Below are 17,756 nucleotides of genomic sequence, written 5' to 3' on the forward strand. Positions count from 1 at the left end.
TTTCTGCGCCGATTTTCTAACCGTTTGAGATTTTTCTAACGGAGGACTGAGACGCCCAGGCCCGAATCGACTTCGCAGACACAAAACGAAGTTGATGGGTCAATTCATGGGAAGAGCCGCCTTTTGAAGGAACTCGAGGCTTCACTCCTTCGAAGGACTGGGCGACAGTCGTTTCAATGCAAAGCCGGCACCGGTGCTTTGCCCTCCTCCTGCGAGATGACCTTTCTCGTTTGGGTCCATCTTCGCGCAAGCGCTTGAGAGGGGCGCTCCACCAGCCGGTTCAATGCGACTGCCACGACAAAAACGGCGGCAATGGCTAGAAGTAGAGAAACGGAAAATGGCAAGCCCAAGTGAGAGCCCAAGGCAAGCACCAAATATCCTACCGGACCATGCACAAGATAGAGAGAGTAGCTTATCTCGGCGCTGAATGAAACGAGACGCACCGGCTTGAGATTGATCAGCATCGCCACCACGAACAAACTCAATGCGAAGATGAACGACAACAGATAGGAATTGTTCAGAGGACGAAATCCCACGTGGATTTCGCGGATGCCGTACTGGATGGCCAAAAACGCAACAATGCCGGCTGCTGCCATAAACCAATTCCCGACGATCCCTCGCGATCTCAGGTAAACGATTTGACCCACTATCAAGTACGGGATATAGCTGATCGAGGTGGCCAATAGAAAGAAATCGTCACCAAACCGCCGGCAACAGGCGATCGTCAAAATACACAACGATAAGTTGAGGCATACGGCAATTCGATGGCGGCGTCCAAAGAAGAAGGTCTGCAGAGCCACCAGGGAGTAAAAGGCTATCTCAACCACAAGCGTCCAGGCGACACCCAGCACAACGTTCTGCGGAACCTTGACGTAATTCAGCAACGTCATTCCCCATAGAATTTCCCGCCACCCTTTGGCTACGGTTTCCCCGGACAGCGGAGCCAATGCCACTGCCAGCAGGATGGCCACCGCCAATGGCGGATAAATGCGCAGAAGCCGCCGGATCGTAAACTGGCTGCCRGTTTCGCGTTGCGCCACATGCGTGATCACATATCCGCTGATGAGGAAAAAAAGGCATACACCGAACCATCCAAAATCTTGAATGATTCCCAGAGGCGTATTCACATATTCAGAAATCAACTCGTGAGGCCACCAAGACTGGTGTCGGTTGATCAGATAACTCCCTACAAGGTGGTCCCACAGGACCAACAATACCGCCAAGCCTCTCAGGGAATCAACGAAATCGATTCGCCCGCCCACCTGCGCCCACCTCTGTGCATCCTTCAAAATGACTCCTCATCTGCTATTTTTTGTGGGCCCCTTCGAAAACACTGTCACGTTGGCTTTGATCAGCCAAGTCTTGCAGTTCGGCCAACGAGACAACGCAACGAGCTACGAGTCTACTTCGCGACCTGTTTTGCAATCTCGCGCACGCACTTCCCAGCACGCCTCAGCAGTAGCAGACCTGCCCGAAAGCGATCACTGCGCCGAATGTGACGCTCAACAGCGGGCAAGCGCTACCGAGTGGCGTGCTGTAACAGGTCGCTCGGTTCTACGCCCTGGAGAGGTCGCCGACTATGTCTGGCACAAGCACGCGAAAAAGAGCGGCGCGACGCGCTAAACTCCTTCCAACGACGTTTCCGTGCCAGAGGAAAAACGATAGAAAAAGCGGATGCGTCCGTTAGAAGAAAGCAGCGATAAGTTGTTGATTTATATAGGAATTTTGTCTTTTTTGACCAAAAGGTCGAAGACTCGAATCCTTTCACCCGATCAAGTTTCTCTTCTGTATTTCGTTTTTGCTTCTGTCCGCCCCGGAATCTGCCCGTAGCTCAGTTGGATAGAGCACCTGCCTTCTAAGCAGGTTGTCGGGGGTTCGATCCCCTCCGGGCAGGCCATCAATCTCCCTCTGTAGATCGCATCTACCTTGTGACTGGAGGCGAACTCTGGCCATTTCGCGCGAATTGAGTAGATTTTTTCTCGGCCAATCTATCGTAGATTCCCAAAACCAGCGCTTGCCGTTCTGCTCACTAGCCGTCAGTTCGCACTTGTACGGGCTGTGCGGCAAGCTGCAGACTGCGCTTCCAACTCATTTTGAAGATCTTGTTGTTGCGTGACAACTGAATCCGGCTGGCGATGCGCCGGCAGGATGGTCGCTGGGCTGAGCCGAGGAGAGCCTTGCGCTGCTCCATGATGCGGAGCGTCAACTGTGCGACCCGTTCCTCAACACGGCGCGCTCGCTCCACCTGCGCACGACGCCTCATCTCCTGTGCAAGGTCACCCATTCGCTCCCGAAAAAGCCTGGGATCGATGTTCAACTGCTTTGCAATCGCCGTCGGCGAAGCCGCCTCCGGCCCTGCAGCAATCCCCGAACTCTCCGCACGAATTCGAGCCCAATCACGCAGACAACGCTGCTTTGGCTGTGGCAATTGCATTGCCCAAGCAGCGTCGGGGGGGTTTAACCGCCAAAGCACTGGAACGAGCACACCCGCAAGGGAAACCTGAGCGACTATAGCCAAGCGGGTCAAGTTCGGGAGATTCGCTCCGCCCTTTCCGTGACTCAGATCGTGCATCGTTGACTTCTGCAATCGAGCACGGCGCCCCAGAGCTCCTGCAAGTCAGCAATGCCTAGCGAAGCGACTCGCTCCAGCAACGGTTCGACACCGACCTTGAGGGCAAGTTCTTCGCGAAGGATGCGAGTTGTCGACGCCACTAGTTCGGCAGAGAGTTCAACGGCTACGCGATCGAATGTCGCGGATTCGCTTCTTTCCTTCGCTCGGAAACTCGCGTGCTCTATCTGCTCAGGCGAGGCGCCCGCAAGGTCGCAGCCGCATTGGGGACAATGATCAAGCGGCCCATGCCATTGCCGACTGCTTGAGAATCGCCCTCCGCACTTCAGGCACTGAGTCTGCAGATAGAGGCCGTGCTTCAGGCAAATTTCTTGCCATTTTCGATGCGGAACATGTCGAACCATGTGGTCGTGGGCTCTTCAAGGACAAAGCGCGCCGACGAGCGTGAACCAGACCCAGCTGTCTTACTATCCGCACTTCATCCGCCAACCGATCATGCATCTGCACGTCGACGAAGAAATCACCTTCCGCCGGCTCGAAATTCTGCTGGTCTTCATGGAGACCGGCAATCTCGCCCGTGCGGCAGAAAAGCTCGAGACCAGCGCGGTGAGCGTGCACCGAGCCCTGCATGCGCTGGAGTCGGGCCTACGCTGCGCATTGTTTCGGCACGAGGGCCGTAACCTACACCCGACCGACGCGGCGCAGGCACTTGCAGAGGTAGCACGCGATGTCTTGCGCGCGATGTCCGAGGGCATCCGCGCGACGCGAGAAGTCGCCGGCTACTCGTCCGATCGAATCCGGATCGGCTCACTCTACTCCTTGACAAGCCGAACGGTGCCGCGGCTGATCATGGGATTGAAGCTGCGCATGCCGGACCTGCACACCGAGCTCGTGCTGGGGTCCAATGCCGACCTGCTGCAGAAGCTGCGCGATGGCGTGATCGATGTCGCCCTCATGGCGGTCCCCGAAGGGACCTCCGACGTCGAATCGGAGCCTCTGTTCGAGGACGACATCCAGTTCGCCGCACCAGTGGGCTCCCCCTATTCGGCGCAGAAGGAGATCGATCTTGGGGCGTGCGCCAGCGAACGATTCGTCAGCCTGAGCGAAGGCTTCATCACGTACAGCGGTTTCGTGGAGTCGTTTCGCGTGGCCGGCTTCACGCCGAACGTGGTGATGAAGACAGGGGACATCTTCTCGCTCATGAACCTGGTCAGCGGCGGCGTCGGCTACACGCTGCTGCCGGGCAGAGTACGTGGCGTCATGCCGCAGAACGTGCGATTGATCCCATTACAGCCCAGATACCTGATGCGCCAGACCATCGCGCTCAATTTCCTGCGCACGCGCGAACGCGACCCCAACCTGCTCGCGCTGCTGACGCTGTGCCGCACCTCGAAGGCCGAATTGTCTTAAGGGTTTACCCGCAACCGTTTCGCGCGCCGTAAGCATCGCCACCCTCGGTTAATTGATCACGAGGGACCCCGCCGATACCGTACGTCTCCAGAACGCCGCGCATCTTGCGCGGCACAAAAACAGGAGACGCACATGATCATCCTCGGAACCGCACTGCTGGCCGTATGCCACCTGCTGGGCATTTTCCTTGGCGATCTGCTTGGGCAGGCGCTTGGCGTGAAGACCAACGTCGGCGGCGTCGGCATCGCCATGCTGCTGCTGATCTTCGCGCGGCTCTACATGCAAAAGCGCGACATCCTGCCGAAGCTCACGGAGCTGGGCGTCGAGTACTGGGGCGCCATGTACATCCCCGTCGTCGTCGCCATGGCGGCGCAGCAGGACATGGTCGCGGCGCTGCGCGGCGGCCCGGTCGCGGTGCTTTCGGCCATCGCCGCCGTCGCGGTCTGCGCCTGCGTGATCGCGGTGATCAACCGCACGGAACGGCTCCCCGCTGAAGCAGAGGGCCCGCCCCGGTTGCACGACAACCCCCTGCTGACCGAAGCGGAGTGAGCGACATGCTCGAAATCCTCGAAAAAGCCGCCATCGAGAATGGCCTCGTGACCGCCTTCGCGGTGGTCGGTCTGATCATCCTGCTGTYGGGCCAGATCTCGCGCCGGCTGACCTTCGGCCGCGTGCACGGTTCGGCCATCGCGATCGTGATCGGTCTGGCGCTCGCCTACTGGGGCGGCACGCAGACCGGCGGTCACAAGGGGCTGGCCGACATGTCGCTGTTCGGCGGCATCGGGCTGATGGGCGGTGCAATGCTGCGCGACTTCGCGATCGTGGCCACCGCCTTCGAAGTCCAGGCCACCGAGGCGCGCAAGGCGGGGCTGGTCGGCGCGGTGTCGCTGCTGCTGGGCACCGTGCTGCCCTTCATCGTCGGCGCATGCATTGCACGCGCCTTCGGCTACTCCGACGCGGTGAGCATGACCACCATCGGTGCGGGCGCCGTCACCTACATCGTCGGCCCCGTCACGGGTGCGGCCATCGGCGCGAGCCCGGACGTGATGGCGCTGAGCATCGCGACAGGATTGGTCAAGGCCATCATCGTGATGGTGGGCACGCCCATTGCGGCACGCTTCCTGGCGTTGAAGACGCCGCGCTCGGCAATGGTGTTCGGCGGGCTTGCGGGCACCGTGAGCGGCGTTTCCGCCGGACTCGCCGCGACCGACCGCAAGCTGGTGCCCTACGGCGCACTCGTAGCGACCTTTCACACCGGCCTCGGTTGCCTGATGGGGCCATCGGTGCTGTTTTTTGCCACCAAGGCACTGGTGGGTTGAGGATCTCCATGGACCACATGAACTGGAACACCAAGGCCGAGAACCGCGCGGCGCGTCTTGCGCGAGCGGCCAACGCGCTCGGGGCCGACCTGGCGGGCAAGCGTGTCGCCACCGAAGCCATCGGCAAGCTCCTGGAGGCTGTCCTGGCACCCGGCGACCGGGTCTGCCTCGAAGGCAACAACCAGAAGCAGGCCGACTTCCTCGCGCAGGCGCTGGTGAACGTGGATCCGCAGCGGGTGCACGGCCTGCACATGGTGCAGTCGGTGCTGGCGCTGCCCGAGCACCTGGACGTCTTCGAGAACGGCGTGGCGGCCCGCCTGGACTTCAGCTTTTCAGGCCCGCAGGGCGCGCGGCTGGCCAAGCTGGTGTCGGCCGGGCGCATCGAGATCGGCGCGATCCACACCTACCTCGAACTGTTCGCACGCTATTTCGTCGACCTGACGCCCAAGGTAGCACTGGTCGCGGCGCAGGCGGCCGACGCCGAAGGAAATCTCTACACCGGCCCCAACACCGAAGACACGCCGGCGATTGTCGAGGCCACGGCGTTTTCGGGCGGCATCGTGATCGCGCAGGTCAACGAACTGGTCGACGGCAAGACCACGACGCTGCCGCGCATCGACATTCCGGCCGACTGGGTGAACTTCGTCGTCAAGGCGCCACGCCCCAATTTCATCGAGCCGCTCTTCACGCGMGACCCGGCGCAGATCAGCGAGGTCCAGGTACTGATGGCGATGATGGCCATCAAGGGCATCTATGCCGAGTACGGCGTGCAGCGCCTCAACCACGGCATCGGCTTCGACACCGCGGCCATCGAGCTGCTGCTGCCCACCTACGCGGAGTCGCTCGGCCTCAAGGGCAAGATCGGCAAGCACTGGGCATTGAACCCGCATCCGGCATTGATCCCGGCTATCGAAGCGGGCTGGGTGGAGTCGGTGCACTCCTTCGGCTCCGAGCTGGGCATGGAGGACTACATCCGCGCGCGCTCCGACGTGTTCTTCACCGGCGCCGACGGCAGCCTGCGCAGCAACCGCGCCTTCTGCCAGGCGGCCGGGCACTACGCGTGCGACATGTTCATCGGCTCGACCTTGCAGATCGACCTCGATGGCAACAGCTCCACCGCCACGCTGGGCCGCATCGCCGGCTTCGGCGGCGCCCCCAACATGGGCGCCGACGCGCGCGGCCGTCGCCATGCGAGCCCCGCCTGGCTCAAGGCCGGGCGCGAGGCGCGTGCCGGGCGCACGGGTGCGGCCGGCACGCCGCGCGGGCAAAAGCTGGTCGTGCAGATGGTCGAGACCTTCCGCGAACACATGCAACCGGCCTTTGTCGACAGGCTCGATGCATGGACGCTGCAGGAGCAGGCCGGCATGGAGTTGCCGCCGATCATGATCTACGGCGACGACGTCACGCACATCCTCACCGAGGAAGGTATTGCCAACCTGCTGCTGTGCCGCAGCGATGCGGAGCGCGAGCAGGCCATCCGCGGCGTGGCCGGCTATACCGCGGTGGGCCTGGCACGCGACAAGCGCGCGGTCGAGAACCTGCGCGACCGCGGTGTGATCCGCCGGCCGCAGGACTTGGGCATCGACCCCCGCCAGGCCACGCGCAATCTGCTGGCCGCGCGCAGCATGCGCGACCTGGTGCGCGCCTCGGGCGGCCTGTACCAACCGCCCAAGCGCTTCAGAAACTGGTAGCAGGAGATTCGACGATGAGCGACGTTCCCGCAGGGCTCGAAACCCTGGACTTTTCTTTCCCGGGCGGCCGCCCGGCCGCCGCATTTGCGCCGATCCTGGTCGGCGTCGTCGGCTCCGGCAACCTGGAGGTGCTGCTCGAGCCAACTGGCGGCAACGGCTGCGCCGTGCGCGTGGAGACCTCGGCGCGCGGCTTCGGGCCGATCTGGCAGGCCGTGATGAACGACTTCCATGCACGCCATCCATTGGCCGGCATACGCATTTCGATCAACGACATGGGCGCCACGCCCGCAGTGGTGAGCCTGCGGCTCGACCAGGCGGTCGCCGAGATCGGCGGAGGACAGCCATGATCAGCTTTGCCGAATGCTCGGCGCGCGAGCGGCTGGCCCTGCTGCTCGATGCCGGCAGCTTTCATGAATGGCTGCCTCCGAGCGAGCGGGTCATGAGCCCGCATCTGGCGCAACTCGGCGTGCCCTGCGCGTTCGACGACGGCGTGGCCATCGGCCGCGCGACACTGGATGGCCGCCAGGTGTTCGTTGCCGCGCAGGAAGGCGCGTTCATGGGCGGCGGCGTTGGCGAGGTGCACGGCGCCAAGCTGGTCGGCCTGCTGCAGCGCGCGCTGCGCGATCGGCCGGCGGCGGTGCTGCTGCTGGCCGAATCGGGCGGCGTGCGATTGCACGAGGCCAACGCCGGCCTCATCGCGGTGTCGGAAGTGATGCGCGCCCTGCTCGACGTGCGTGCTGCGGGCATTCCCGTCGTCGTGCTGATCGGCGGCGCCAACGGCTGCTTCGGCGGCATGGGCATCGTGGCGCGCTGTGCCGACTTCATCGTGATGAGCGATGTCGGGCGGCTGGCGATGTCGGGGCCCGAAGTGATCGAAGCTTCGCATGGCGTGGAGGAGTTCGACTCGCGCGACCGCGCGCTGGTCTGGCGCACGACCGGCGGCAAGCACCGCTGGCTGACGGGAGACTGCGACGCGCTGGTCGAAGACGATGTGGCGGAATTCCGCGCAGCGGCCATCGCAGCAATCGATGTGTCGAAGTCATTGACCCTGGCCGCGTTGGAAGAGGAGCACGCATTGCTCACGGCGCGCCTGCATGCCTTGCCGGACGACACTGACGGCCACGACGAGGCGACGCTGCTCTGGAGCGCATTGGGCATCGCCGATGCGCAGCGTATCCCGGACCTTCCGGTGGAAGCCGTGCGCGCCCTGCGCACCAACTAGCCAAGGAACATCAGATGCAATGGAACTCCCTTGCCACCCAGCTCTTCGGCTCCTATCACGGCATGCGCGCGACCGGTGACTTCCTGCAGGGCGAAGTGATATTCGAAGGCGAGCCGCTCACGGTGATCGGCACCACCAACCATGCACCGATCGGCGTCCAGCTTGCCCTGGCGCAGGCCCGCGTGGTGCTCGACACCATCAAGCAGCACCCAGGCCGGCCGATCCTGCTGCTGATCGACACCCAGGGTCAGCAACTGCGTCGACGCGATGAATTGCTCGGCATCAATCGTGCGATGGCGCACCTGGGCGCAAGCATCGATCTGGCGCGGCGCCGCGGCCACCGCGTGATCGGCCTGGTGTATGACCAAGCCTTGTCCGGCGGCTTCATCACCTCGGGGTTGATTGCCGACGCCTGCTTCGCATTGCCGGATGCCGAAATCCGCGTGATGCGCATCCCCGCCATGGCGCGCGTGACCAAGCTGCCGGAAGACACGCTCACCGCCCTGTCGCGATCCAATCCGGTGTTCGCACCGGGCGTGGAGAACTATGTGGCCATGGGGGGCGTGCGCGCGCTGTGGCGGGACGACTTGCAGGCCTGCCTGCGCGACGCGCTCGCCAACACACCGACCGACGACCTGCGCGCGCGCGATGGCGCCGAACGGGGCGGACGCCGGCTTGCCGCCGGGGTCGTGCAGCGCGTGCTGGACGCGGCCTGAACGCAAACACCGCCTCGCATCGCCGCCATGCTTTCCCTGCATCGCCATCAACTCGCCCGGCTTTCCGAGCCGGGCTGGACCGCCCTCCTCGACGGCGCATGGGACACCCAGGCGCGCGACTGCCTGACGCACTGGGCGACGCATCGGCTGCCGTTGGTGGTGACGCGCCAATCACCCGATGCCGCGGCCAACGGATGGGTTGCGCTCGGCTTGCCGTCACCCGCGCGCTGGGGCCGGCGCCGGCTGGCGCTGCAGGTACCGCACGCTGCGGTGCTGGGTCTTGACGAGTTCCCGCGCCTCACCGAAGTGCTGCAACTGCTGCCGCCGTCGACACGAGGCCCTGTGCGCGATCTGTTCGGCGCACTCGATGCGTGCCATGCAAAGGCGCGTGTGTTCGGCAGCTACGGCTGGCAAGCCATCAGCGGGCTCGACCACGTGCGGCCGGGCTCCGACCTTGATCTGTCGGTCTGCGTCGATGACATGGCGCATGCGGATGCGGTGGCCGGTTCGCTGCAGGCCTTTGGCACCGAACGGCCGCGACTGGACGGCGAGCTCCTGTTCGGCGACGGTGCCGCAGTGGCCTGGCGCGAATGGTCCGCCTGGCGCGCCGGACGCGCGGGGGCGGTGATGGTCAAGCGACTGGACGGCGTGTCCTTGCAGCGCGATACCGCGTGGTGCGGACACGCCAGGCTGGTGGAGGTGGCCGCGTGAGGAACTTCGCCCTTTCGCAGGCACCGTATCCACCGCCGACACCGGCAGCGATCGGACGCGCCGCCACACTCGCGCTCTACGACGAGCTGTCGCTGGCACCCAAGCCTGGTCTGGTGACGTTGATCGACTCCGGCAGCCACGGCGACATGGACGCCCATACGTTCATGCGCAGCCTGTTCTCGTTGCGCCGCTACTTCGCCCAGATCGCCGAGGCCGGATTCGGCGGCGCGGATTTCCACGTGCTGGAGCGGCATGGCATCGCGGCGGAGGCACGCATGCTCGCCGCCACCGGCGGCGTCAACACGCACCGCGGCGCGATCTTCATGCTCGGCCTGTTGTGCGCCGCGGCGGGCGCCGCGCTGCGCGAGCACGCCGGTGCGTTACACCCCGAGTTGCTGCGCGATGCCTTGTGCCGGCATTGGGGCGATGCGCTGGCCAGGCGCACGCGGCGTGCGCCCGTGCTGCCGGGCGGCATTGCCGCGTGCCAGCACGGCCTGCGCGGCGCATCCGAAGAAGCGGCACTGGCATTCCCGGTGTTGTTCGAGACCGCGCTGCCTGCCATGAGGCGAGCCATCGCCTGCGGCCTGGCGCCTTCGCAGGCCCGGCTCGACACCCTGTTCCATATCGTCGCCGTGCTGGACGACAGCAATCTCGCGCACCGCGGCGGGCTCGCCGGCCTGCGCTGGGCACAGCGCGCTGCGCGGGAGTTTTTGGATCGAGGAGGCGTCGCACGACCCGATGGGCTCCGGGAGGCGCAAGCCATTGCCGACGAATTCGTGCGGCGGCGCCTGTCGCCCGGCGGTGCGGCCGACACGCTCGCCGCCGCCTGCTGGATCGGGCGCGTGTGCCCCGCCCCATGAGCTTCGCACTGCTCTTTTCCGGGCAGGGCACCCAGCATCCGGCGATGCTGCCCTGGCTGGCCGACGACGGGTTCGTGCGCGATATGTGCGCGCGGCTCGGCGTCGACGACTGGCGGGCGGCCCTCGCCGACCCGGCCTGGGCCGAGCGCAACGACAACGCACAAACACTGCTGACCGGCCTCGCCCTGGCGGCATGGAACCAGTTGGCGCCCATGGTTCCGGCGCCCGGCGCGATCGCCGGCTACAGCGTCGGCGAACTGGCAGCCTTCAGCGCGGCCGGCGCGATAGCGCCCGCCACGGCCGCGATGCTCGCGGCGCAGCGCGCCGACGCCATGGATCGTTGCGCCGCCCGTGCGCCCGGCGGCCTGCTGGCGGTGAGCGGTCTTTCCGAGCAGAAGCTCGAACAGTTGCGTGTCGAAGCCGGCCTCGAACTGGCCATTCGCAACGGCAACGCCAGCGTGGTCCTCGGCGGCCCGATCGCCGCGTTGGATGACGCCGAACGCATTGCCGCAGCGCTGGGCGCGCAGTTCACGCGCTTGCGGGTCAACGTCGCCTCCCACACGCCCTGGATGCGCGAGGCGGCCGAGAGCTTCTCGCGCACGCTTGCCGATGTGCCTTTTCACGGGCCACGGGTCGCGTTGTTCAGTAACGCGGCCGATCGCATCCGGGATGCACAGTCTGCCCGTGTTGCCTTGGCGGCCCAGATCGCGCGAACGGTTCGCTGGGACGAATGCATGGAAAACGTCTTGGCCCGACAGGTCCGTTGCGTGCTGGAAATCGGCCCGGGCCAGGCGCTGGCGCGCATGTGGAATCAGCGCTACCCCACCGTTCCAGCTCGCGCTTGCGACGACTTCCGCAGTGCCGCGGCGATCGCGGCCTGGCTGAACAGCCATGCAGACCGATAAAGCCGTGCAGACCACTTGACAGCAATAGGAGATCCACCGTGAGCAAGAACGAAGCAACGCCCCCTCTGTTTCCAGTCCCGGACATGAAAGACGCCCATGTGGCCGGCATGGTCGCCTACGACAGGTTGGTGGCCGAGGCAGAGGCGGACTACAGCGGCTACTGGTCGCGCCTTGCGCGCGAATTCCTGAGCTGGAGAACGCCGTTCACCCAAGGGCTCGACGACAGCCAGGCGCCTTTCTTCAAGTGGTTCGAGGATGGCACGCTGAACGTGTCCTACAACTGCCTCGACCGCCAGGTCGAGCTTGGCCTGGGCGACAAGACCGCAATCATCTTCGAGGCCGACGATGGGCAGGTGACGCGGATCAGCTATCGCGAGCTGCTCGCGCGCACCTGCCGCATGGCCAATGCGCTGAAGGCGCGCGGCGTGAAAAAAGGCGATCGCGTCGTCATCTACATGTCGATGAGCATCGAAGGCGTGGTCGCGATGCAGGCTTGCGCTCGCATCGGCGCCACGCACTCGGTGGTGTTCGGCGGATTCTCGGCGCAGAGCCTGCGCGACCGCATCCAGGATGCCGGCGCCGTGATGGTCATCACCGCCGACGAACAGGTGCGCGGCGGAAAGCAACTGCCGCTCAAGGCCATCGTCGACGATGCCATCGCGCTGGGCGGCTGCGAGAGCGTCAAGAACGTCATCGTCTATCGCCGCACCGGCGGCCCGATCCACTGGGTTGCGCCGCGCGACCGCTGGCTGCACGAGGAGGTGCAGTCCCGGCCCGAGGTCTGCGAGCCCGAATGGGTGGGCGCCGAGCATCCGCTGTTCGTGCTCTACACCTCCGGATCCACCGGCAAGCCGAAGGGCGTGCAGCATTCCAGCGGCGGCTACCTGCTGCATGCGGCGCTGACGACGAAGTGGACCTTCGACCTGAAGCCGGACGACGTGTTCTGGTGCACCGCCGACATCGGGTGGGTCACCGGCCACACCTACATCGCCTACGGCCCGCTGGCACTGGGCGCCACCGAGGTCGTGTTCGAGGGCGTGCCCACGTACCCCGACGCGGGCCGCTTCTGGAAGATGATCCAGGACCACGAGGTCAGCGTGTTCTACACCGCACCGACGGCCATCCGCTCGCTGATCAAGGCGGCCGAAGGCAACGAAACCGTGCACCCCAGGCGCTACGACCTGTCGAGCCTGCGCATCCTGGGCTCGGTGGGCGAGCCGATCAACCCCGCGGCCTGGGAGTGGTTCCACCAACACATTGGCGGCGGGCGCTGCCCGATCGTCGACACTTTCTGGCAGACGGAGACGGGCGGCCACATGATCACGCCGCTGCCGGGCGCCACGCCGCTGGTGCCGGGCTCCTGCACCCTTCCCTTCCCCGGCATTGCGGCGGCCGTCGTGGACGAGACCGGTGCCGACGTGCCGAACGGCCAGGGCGGCATCCTCGTCGTGAAGAAGCCCTGGCCGAGCATGATCCGCACCATCTGGGGCGACCCCGAGCGCTTCAAGGCGAGCTACTACCCGCCCGAGCTCAGGGGCTACTACCTGGCCGGCGACGGCGCGATCCGCGATGCGGACACGGGCTACTTCACGATCACCGGGCGCATCGACGACGTGCTCAATGTCTCGGGCCATCGCATGGGAACGATGGAGATCGAGTCGGCGCTGGTGTCATGCACCGATCTCGTGGCCGAAGCCGCAGTGGTCGGGCGGCCCGACGACACCACGGGCGAGGCGATCTGCGCCTTCGTCGTCCTGAAGCGCGCGCGCCCCACCGGAGATGAAGCGAAGAAGATCGCCAATGAACTGCGCAACTGGGTCGCCAAGGAGATCGGCCCGATCGCAAAGCCCAAGGACATCCGCTTCGGCGACAACCTGCCCAAGACGCGCAGCGGCAAGATCATGCGCAGGCTGCTGCGGTCCGTGGCCAAGGGCGAGGCCATCACGCAGGACACCTCGACGCTGGAGAACCCGGCAATTCTGGAGCAGTTGGCCCAGAGGAATTGAATCGGCCGATGTGCTGGTGATCGCGCCGTATCCACTGCTGCCCGGCGTGGTCGTGCCGTGCCGCCCGCTCGGCATCCTGATGATGGAAGACGAAGCCSGCGTCGAYGGCAAGGTGCTGGCCGTGCCCACCGACAAGGTGCTGCCGATCTACAGCCACTGGAAGTCGGWCGACGACGTGAACCCGATGCGCCTGAAGGCCATCAGCCACKTCTTCGAGCACTACAAGGACCTGGAAGMMGGCAAGTGGGTCAAGGTGCTGGGCTGGGAAGGCATCGACGCGGCCAAGAAGGAAGTSGTCGATGGCATTTCCCGCAACATCCAATGCATGCCGGAGACGCCATGAGACTRATTTTGCTGGGCGCGCCCGGGGCGGGCAAAGGCACGCARGCGGCCTTCATCTGCCAGAAATACGGCATCCCCCAAATCTCGACCGGCGACATGCTGCGCGCYGCCGTCRAGGCCGGCACGCCGCTCGGACTGCAGGCCAAGGCCGTCATGGACGCGGGCGCGCTGGTCAGCGACGACCTGATCATCAACCTCGTGCAAGAGCGCATCGCYCAGCCCGATTGCGCCGGCGGTTTCCTGTTCGACGGTTTCCCGCGCACCATTCCGCAGGCCGATGCCATGAAGGACGCAGGCGTCAAGCTCGATTACGTGCTCGAGATCGACGTGCCCTTCAGCGACATCATCGAACGCATGAGCGGCCGCCGCTCCCACCCCGCGTCGGGCCGCACCTACCACGTCAAGTTCAACCCGCCCAAGCTCGAAGGCAAGGACGACGTGACCGGTGAAGACCTGATCCAGCGCAAGGACGACGAGGAAGAAACCGTGCGCAAGCGGCTCGAGGTCTACAGCCAGCAGACGCGTCCGCTGGTCGACTACTACTCGGCCTGGGCCAAGGCCGATCCGGCCGCCGCGCCGAAGTACCGCGCCATCAAGGGCGTCGGCACGGTCGACGAAATCACGCAACGTGCGCTGGCGGCACTGAGCAGCTGATCTCTCGGCCGCCCGTCGACCGGCGGCTATTTCCCGAGCAGTTCCAGCATCAGCGCGATGCGCGCCTTCACCGGAGTGAGCGCGCCTGCGTCCCGCAGCCGGTCATCGGGTTTCGGCAGGATGCGCCCGCTGGTGCAACGCGTCGCGCGAAGCACCGCAATGCCGGCATCCTGCGCCTTCAGTGCGGCGGCTTCCAGCGCATGGTGCAAGGTGCCATTGCCGGTCGTGGCGAGGACCAGCCCACGAACGGGCTCCTCTGCGCCCTCCCGAAGAAGGGCATCGATGATCGCGCCGCTCGCGCCGGCGTGGCTCATGACGATTTCGACCCTGGGCCAGGGTCCCGGCGCATCCAGGGCCTTCGAGGCCCGGGGCGGCGTCGCATCCGGCCACTCCCTCACGCGCCGCACTCCGCCCTCTTCCACATAGCCGATCGGCCCCGCATCGCCCGAAGCAAAGGCATCGAGACTGTAGGTGTGCACCTTCTGCACATCCAGACCGCTGTGGACCGTGCCGGCACACACCACCGTCACGCCCCGCGCGCCAGCCGTTACCGCGACCGCAATGGCGTCTCGCACGTTCTGCGGCCCGTCCGGCGAGAGCGCGGTGGCCGGACGCATCGCACAGGTCAGCACCACGGGCTTGGCTGAAGCAAGCACCGAGTGAAGGAAGAACGCGGTCTCTTCGAGCGTGTCGGTGCCGTGGGTGATCACCACGCCCGCCACATCGGGCTGCGCCAGCCAATGCACGCAACGCTGGGCGAGCTTCTGCCAGATCTCGAACCCCATGTCCTTGCTGTCGACCTGCGCCACCTGCTCCGCCACCAGTGTCACGCCCTCGGGCGCCTCGATGCCGCCCAGCAGGTCTCCCACGCCCACTTGCCCGGCGGTGTAGCCGATGTTGTCGCCGCTGCTGGCGGCCCTGCCAGCGATGGTTCCGCCGGTGCCCAGAACCACCACGCGACGCACTTCAGGCAAAGGGGAATTGGCCATGGCTTGTCAACTTTTAAAAACTGGTTAAAAATACAGGTACTGGATATCTAGCCAGTGCCGCAAGGAACCACATATGCAGTTCGCCGTGAAGCTTACAGCCCGCCAGCAGCAGATCCTCGACTTGATCCAGAGCGCCATCGCGCGCACTGGCGCTCCGCCCACGCGTGCCGAAATCGCCAATGAGCTGGGGTTCAAGTCGGCCAATGCCGCCGAAGAGCACCTGCAGGCCCTGGCCCGCAAGGGCGTCATCGAACTCGTCAGCGGCACCTCGCGCGGTATCCGCCTCAAGGGCGATGCGCTGCGCTCGCTCAACGAAACACGCCACCGCGAAGGCGGCCAGTTCTCGCTGTCGCTGCCCGGCATGGCCCAGCTGGCGCTGCCGCTCATTGGCCGCGTCGCAGCCGGCTCGCCCATCCTGGCGCAGGAACATGTCGACCAGACCTACTACGTCGAAAACACGCTGTTCCAGCGCCAGCCCGACTACCTGCTCAAGGTGCGCGGCATGTCGATGCGCGACGCCGGCATCATGGACGGCGACCTGCTCGCCGTGCAGGCCACCAAGGAAGCGCGCAACGGCCAGATCGTGGTCGCACGCCTCGGCGACGAAGTCACCGTCAAGCGCCTGAAGCGCAACAAGCAGGTGATCGAGCTGCACGCCGAAAACCCCGACTACCCAACCATCATCGTCCAGCCTGGCGAGCCCTTCGAAATCGAAGGCCTCGCGGTCGGCCTCATCCGCAACACCATGCTGATGTAGGCCTCGCGGCCTGCACGCAGCAGCACCCCATCCGGTCGCAACAGGTGGCGGGCGTATGGCGCAAAGTCGCCATCACCCTGTCGCGGCCGATTCAAGAAATCCTGCCTGTGTTCAACCTCAGACTTTTTTGGAGTTCACATGGGAATCGCCCTCCTCGCCATCGTTGATTTCTGGATGCCGCTGCAATCGCTTGCAAGCCGCCTCATGCCTGCGCGCCGCCCTCGTCGCCGGGACAACAGCGGCGACACCGCCGCCGGACTGCGCTACGTGGCCGTGCGCCCGGCCTGCACGGCGCGGTCCGCCGGCGCAGCCGTGCCAACAGCAACCGCCTCCGCCCGCCCGCTGCGCGTGGTGCGTGTCGTCGACGGAAAAGGGCAGCAACGCAGCGCCAGCCGCGTCGTGATCTCGGGCCGGATGGCCGATGTCTGCGCGGAACTCGACCGCTTGGCGGCGCTCGAGGCCGCGGAAGCCGTGAGCTCGGCCCCCCGCTCCGCACACCTGCACTGAGCCATTTCACCCCTTGGCAGGCCGCCCGGGGTGGGTATCCAAACGTTCACAGGCGCGACATTGCAATGCTGCGAGGCACAATGGCACGCCATGAACATTGTGATCCTCGACGATTACCAGGACGCCGTGCGCAAGCTGCGCTGCGCCGCCAAGCTGGACGCGTACGCGGCCAAGGTCTACACCAACACGGTCAAGGGCATCGGGCAACTGTCGGTTCGCCTCAAGGACGCCGACGTGATCGTGCTGATCCGCGAGCGCACCCAGATCTCGCGCCAGCTGATCGAAAAGCTGCCCAAGCTCAAGCTCATCTCGCAGACCGGGCGCGTCGGTGGCCACATCGACGTCAATGCCTGCACCGAGCGGGGCGTGGCGGTGGCCGAGGGCACCGGTTCTCCGCAAGCGCCCGCCGAGCTGACATGGGCGCTGATCATGGCGGCCATGCGCCGGCTGCCGCAGTACATCAGCAACCTCAAGCACGGGGCATGGCAGCAGTCGGGCCTCAAGTCGGCCTCGATGCCGCCCAATTTCGGGCTGGGGTCGGTGCTCAAGGGCAAGACGCTCTGCATCTGGGGCTATGGCCGCATCGGCCAGCTGGTCGCGCGCTATGGGCAGGCCTTCGGCATGCAGGTCGTGATCTGGGGCCGCGAGGCGAGTTGCGCCAAGGCCCGGTCCGACGGCTTCCAGGTTGCGCAGAACCGCCACGAGTTCTTCGCTGCGGCCGACGTGCTGTCGGTGCACCTGCGGCTCAACGAGGAAACCAGCGGCCTGGTCACGCTCGAGGATCTCTCGCGCATGAAGCCGACGGCGCTGTTCGTCAACACCTCCCGCGCCGAACTGGTCGAGGCCGATGCCCTGCTCGCTGCGCTCAATCGCGGGCGCCCGGGGCTGGCCGCCGTCGACGTGTTCGAGAGCGAGCCGCCGCTGCAAGGCCATGCGCTGCTGCGCCTCGAAAACTGCATCTGCACGCCGCACATCGGCTATGTGGAGCAGGACAGCTACGAAAGCTATTTCGGCCAGGCTTTCGACAACGTCGTGAGCTTCATCAAGGGCAACCCCACCAACATCGTGAATCCCGGCGCGCTGCAGGTCCGCCGGTGA

18 protein-coding genes, 1 tRNA gene and 1 pseudogene are annotated in these 17,756 nt (G+C 65.3%); 17 read left to right on the forward strand and 3 right to left on the reverse strand.

Annotated elements, in window-relative coordinates; translation table 11 throughout:
• Positions 1 to 173 precede the first annotated feature (173 nt).
• Positions 174 to 1,289 carry an acyltransferase family protein gene (locus tag AC1DXX_RS08480; protein WP_478133731.1) on the reverse strand — a complete coding sequence of 372 codons (1,116 nt, stop codon included), beginning with the start codon at positions 1,287 to 1,289 and terminating at the stop codon, positions 174 to 176.
• A gap of 531 nt (positions 1,290 to 1,820) precedes the next feature.
• On the opposite strand from AC1DXX_RS08480, the gene AC1DXX_RS08485 reads away from it, so the two are divergent.
• Positions 1,821 to 1,897 (forward strand) — tRNA-Arg (locus AC1DXX_RS08485).
• Positions 1,898 to 2,029: 132 nt separating this feature from the next.
• Here AC1DXX_RS08485 and AC1DXX_RS08490 read toward each other — a convergent pair.
• Positions 2,030 to 2,434 carry a hypothetical protein gene (locus tag AC1DXX_RS08490; RefSeq protein WP_478133732.1) on the reverse strand — a complete coding sequence of 135 codons (405 nt, stop codon included), beginning with the start codon at positions 2,432 to 2,434 and terminating at the stop codon, positions 2,030 to 2,032.
• 630 nt (positions 2,435 to 3,064) lie between these two features.
• Between AC1DXX_RS08490 and AC1DXX_RS08495 the strand changes: the two genes are divergently transcribed.
• From AC1DXX_RS08495 to adk, 13 genes and pseudogenes are all read left to right on the forward strand, one after another.
• Positions 3,065 to 3,979, forward strand: a complete 915-nt coding sequence (locus tag AC1DXX_RS08495) for a LysR family transcriptional regulator (protein WP_478133775.1) — start codon at positions 3,065 to 3,067, stop codon at positions 3,977 to 3,979.
• A gap of 132 nt (positions 3,980 to 4,111) precedes the next feature.
• Positions 4,112 to 4,528: a malonate transporter subunit MadL gene (gene madL / locus AC1DXX_RS08500; protein ID WP_478133733.1), complete on the forward strand. Its 417-nt coding sequence runs from the start codon at positions 4,112 to 4,114 to the stop codon at positions 4,526 to 4,528.
• Between the two features lie 5 nt (positions 4,529 to 4,533).
• A complete protein-coding gene (madM, locus tag AC1DXX_RS08505; RefSeq protein ID WP_478133734.1) occupies positions 4,534 to 5,298 on the forward strand; it encodes a malonate transporter subunit MadM in 765 nt (254 codons plus the stop codon).
• 8 nt (positions 5,299 to 5,306) lie between these two features.
• The gene (mdcA, locus tag AC1DXX_RS08510; protein ID WP_478133735.1) at positions 5,307 to 6,989 is read left to right on the forward strand and encodes a malonate decarboxylase subunit alpha; all 1,683 of its coding nucleotides are present in this window, start codon (positions 5,307 to 5,309) and stop codon (positions 6,987 to 6,989) included.
• A gap of 14 nt (positions 6,990 to 7,003) precedes the next feature.
• Positions 7,004 to 7,336, forward strand: a complete 333-nt coding sequence (gene mdcC, locus AC1DXX_RS08515; protein WP_478133736.1) for a malonate decarboxylase acyl carrier protein — start codon at positions 7,004 to 7,006, stop codon at positions 7,334 to 7,336.
• Positions 7,333 to 8,211, forward strand: a complete 879-nt coding sequence (locus AC1DXX_RS08520; RefSeq protein WP_478133737.1) for a biotin-independent malonate decarboxylase subunit beta — start codon at positions 7,333 to 7,335, stop codon at positions 8,209 to 8,211. The genes mdcC and AC1DXX_RS08520 overlap by 4 nt, the downstream gene beginning before the upstream one ends.
• Positions 8,212 to 8,225: 14 nt before the next feature.
• A complete protein-coding gene (locus tag AC1DXX_RS08525; RefSeq protein ID WP_478133738.1) occupies positions 8,226 to 8,927 on the forward strand; it encodes a biotin-independent malonate decarboxylase subunit gamma in 702 nt (233 codons plus the stop codon).
• Positions 8,928 to 8,954: 27 nt separating this feature from the next.
• Complete coding sequence (gene mdcG, locus AC1DXX_RS08530) at positions 8,955 to 9,638, forward strand: malonate decarboxylase holo-[acyl-carrier-protein] synthase (protein WP_478133739.1); 684 nt, start codon at positions 8,955 to 8,957, stop codon at positions 9,636 to 9,638.
• Positions 9,635 to 10,498, forward strand: coding sequence for a triphosphoribosyl-dephospho-CoA synthase MdcB (gene mdcB / locus AC1DXX_RS08535; protein WP_478133740.1), 864 nt, complete (start codon positions 9,635 to 9,637; stop codon positions 10,496 to 10,498). The genes mdcG and mdcB overlap by 4 nt, the downstream gene beginning before the upstream one ends.
• A complete protein-coding gene (locus tag AC1DXX_RS08540; RefSeq protein WP_478133741.1) occupies positions 10,495 to 11,403 on the forward strand; it encodes an acyltransferase domain-containing protein in 909 nt (302 codons plus the stop codon). Before mdcB ends, AC1DXX_RS08540 begins: the two co-directional genes overlap by 4 nt.
• A gap of 83 nt (positions 11,404 to 11,486) precedes the next feature.
• The gene (acs, locus tag AC1DXX_RS08545) at positions 11,487 to 13,409 is read left to right on the forward strand and encodes an acetate--CoA ligase (RefSeq protein ID WP_478133776.1); all 1,923 of its coding nucleotides are present in this window, start codon (positions 11,487 to 11,489) and stop codon (positions 13,407 to 13,409) included.
• Positions 13,408 to 13,752, forward strand: a pseudogene (locus AC1DXX_RS08550) (inorganic diphosphatase); the annotation flags it as partial. The gene acs and the pseudogene AC1DXX_RS08550, both read left to right, overlap by 2 nt.
• Positions 13,749 to 14,405, forward strand: coding sequence for an adenylate kinase (adk, locus tag AC1DXX_RS08555; protein ID WP_478133742.1), 657 nt, complete (start codon positions 13,749 to 13,751; stop codon positions 14,403 to 14,405). The pseudogene AC1DXX_RS08550 and the gene adk, both read left to right, overlap by 4 nt.
• A 26-nt stretch (positions 14,406 to 14,431) precedes the next feature.
• On the opposite strand, the gene AC1DXX_RS08560 is transcribed toward adk, so the two are convergent.
• The gene (locus AC1DXX_RS08560; protein ID WP_478133743.1) at positions 14,432 to 15,394 is read right to left on the reverse strand and encodes an asparaginase; all 963 of its coding nucleotides are present in this window, start codon (positions 15,392 to 15,394) and stop codon (positions 14,432 to 14,434) included.
• Positions 15,395 to 15,467: 73 nt separating this feature from the next.
• Here AC1DXX_RS08560 and lexA point away from each other — a divergent pair, with 73 nt between their 5' ends.
• The 3 genes from lexA to AC1DXX_RS08575 all read left to right on the forward strand — a co-directional run bounded on the left by lexA (position 15,468) and on the right by AC1DXX_RS08575 (position 17,756).
• The gene (gene lexA, locus AC1DXX_RS08565) at positions 15,468 to 16,151 is read left to right on the forward strand and encodes a transcriptional repressor LexA (protein ID WP_013541704.1); all 684 of its coding nucleotides are present in this window, start codon (positions 15,468 to 15,470) and stop codon (positions 16,149 to 16,151) included.
• Positions 16,152 to 16,289: 138 nt separating this feature from the next.
• The gene (locus AC1DXX_RS08570) at positions 16,290 to 16,658 is read left to right on the forward strand and encodes a hypothetical protein (protein WP_478133744.1); all 369 of its coding nucleotides are present in this window, start codon (positions 16,290 to 16,292) and stop codon (positions 16,656 to 16,658) included.
• Positions 16,659 to 16,748: 90 nt separating this feature from the next.
• Positions 16,749 to 17,756 (forward strand): D-2-hydroxyacid dehydrogenase family protein, encoded by a 1,008-nt coding sequence (locus tag AC1DXX_RS08575; RefSeq protein WP_478133745.1) that lies wholly within the window; start codon positions 16,749 to 16,751, stop codon positions 17,754 to 17,756.

The organism is Variovorax sp. P4_B10, from assembly GCF_056402375.1.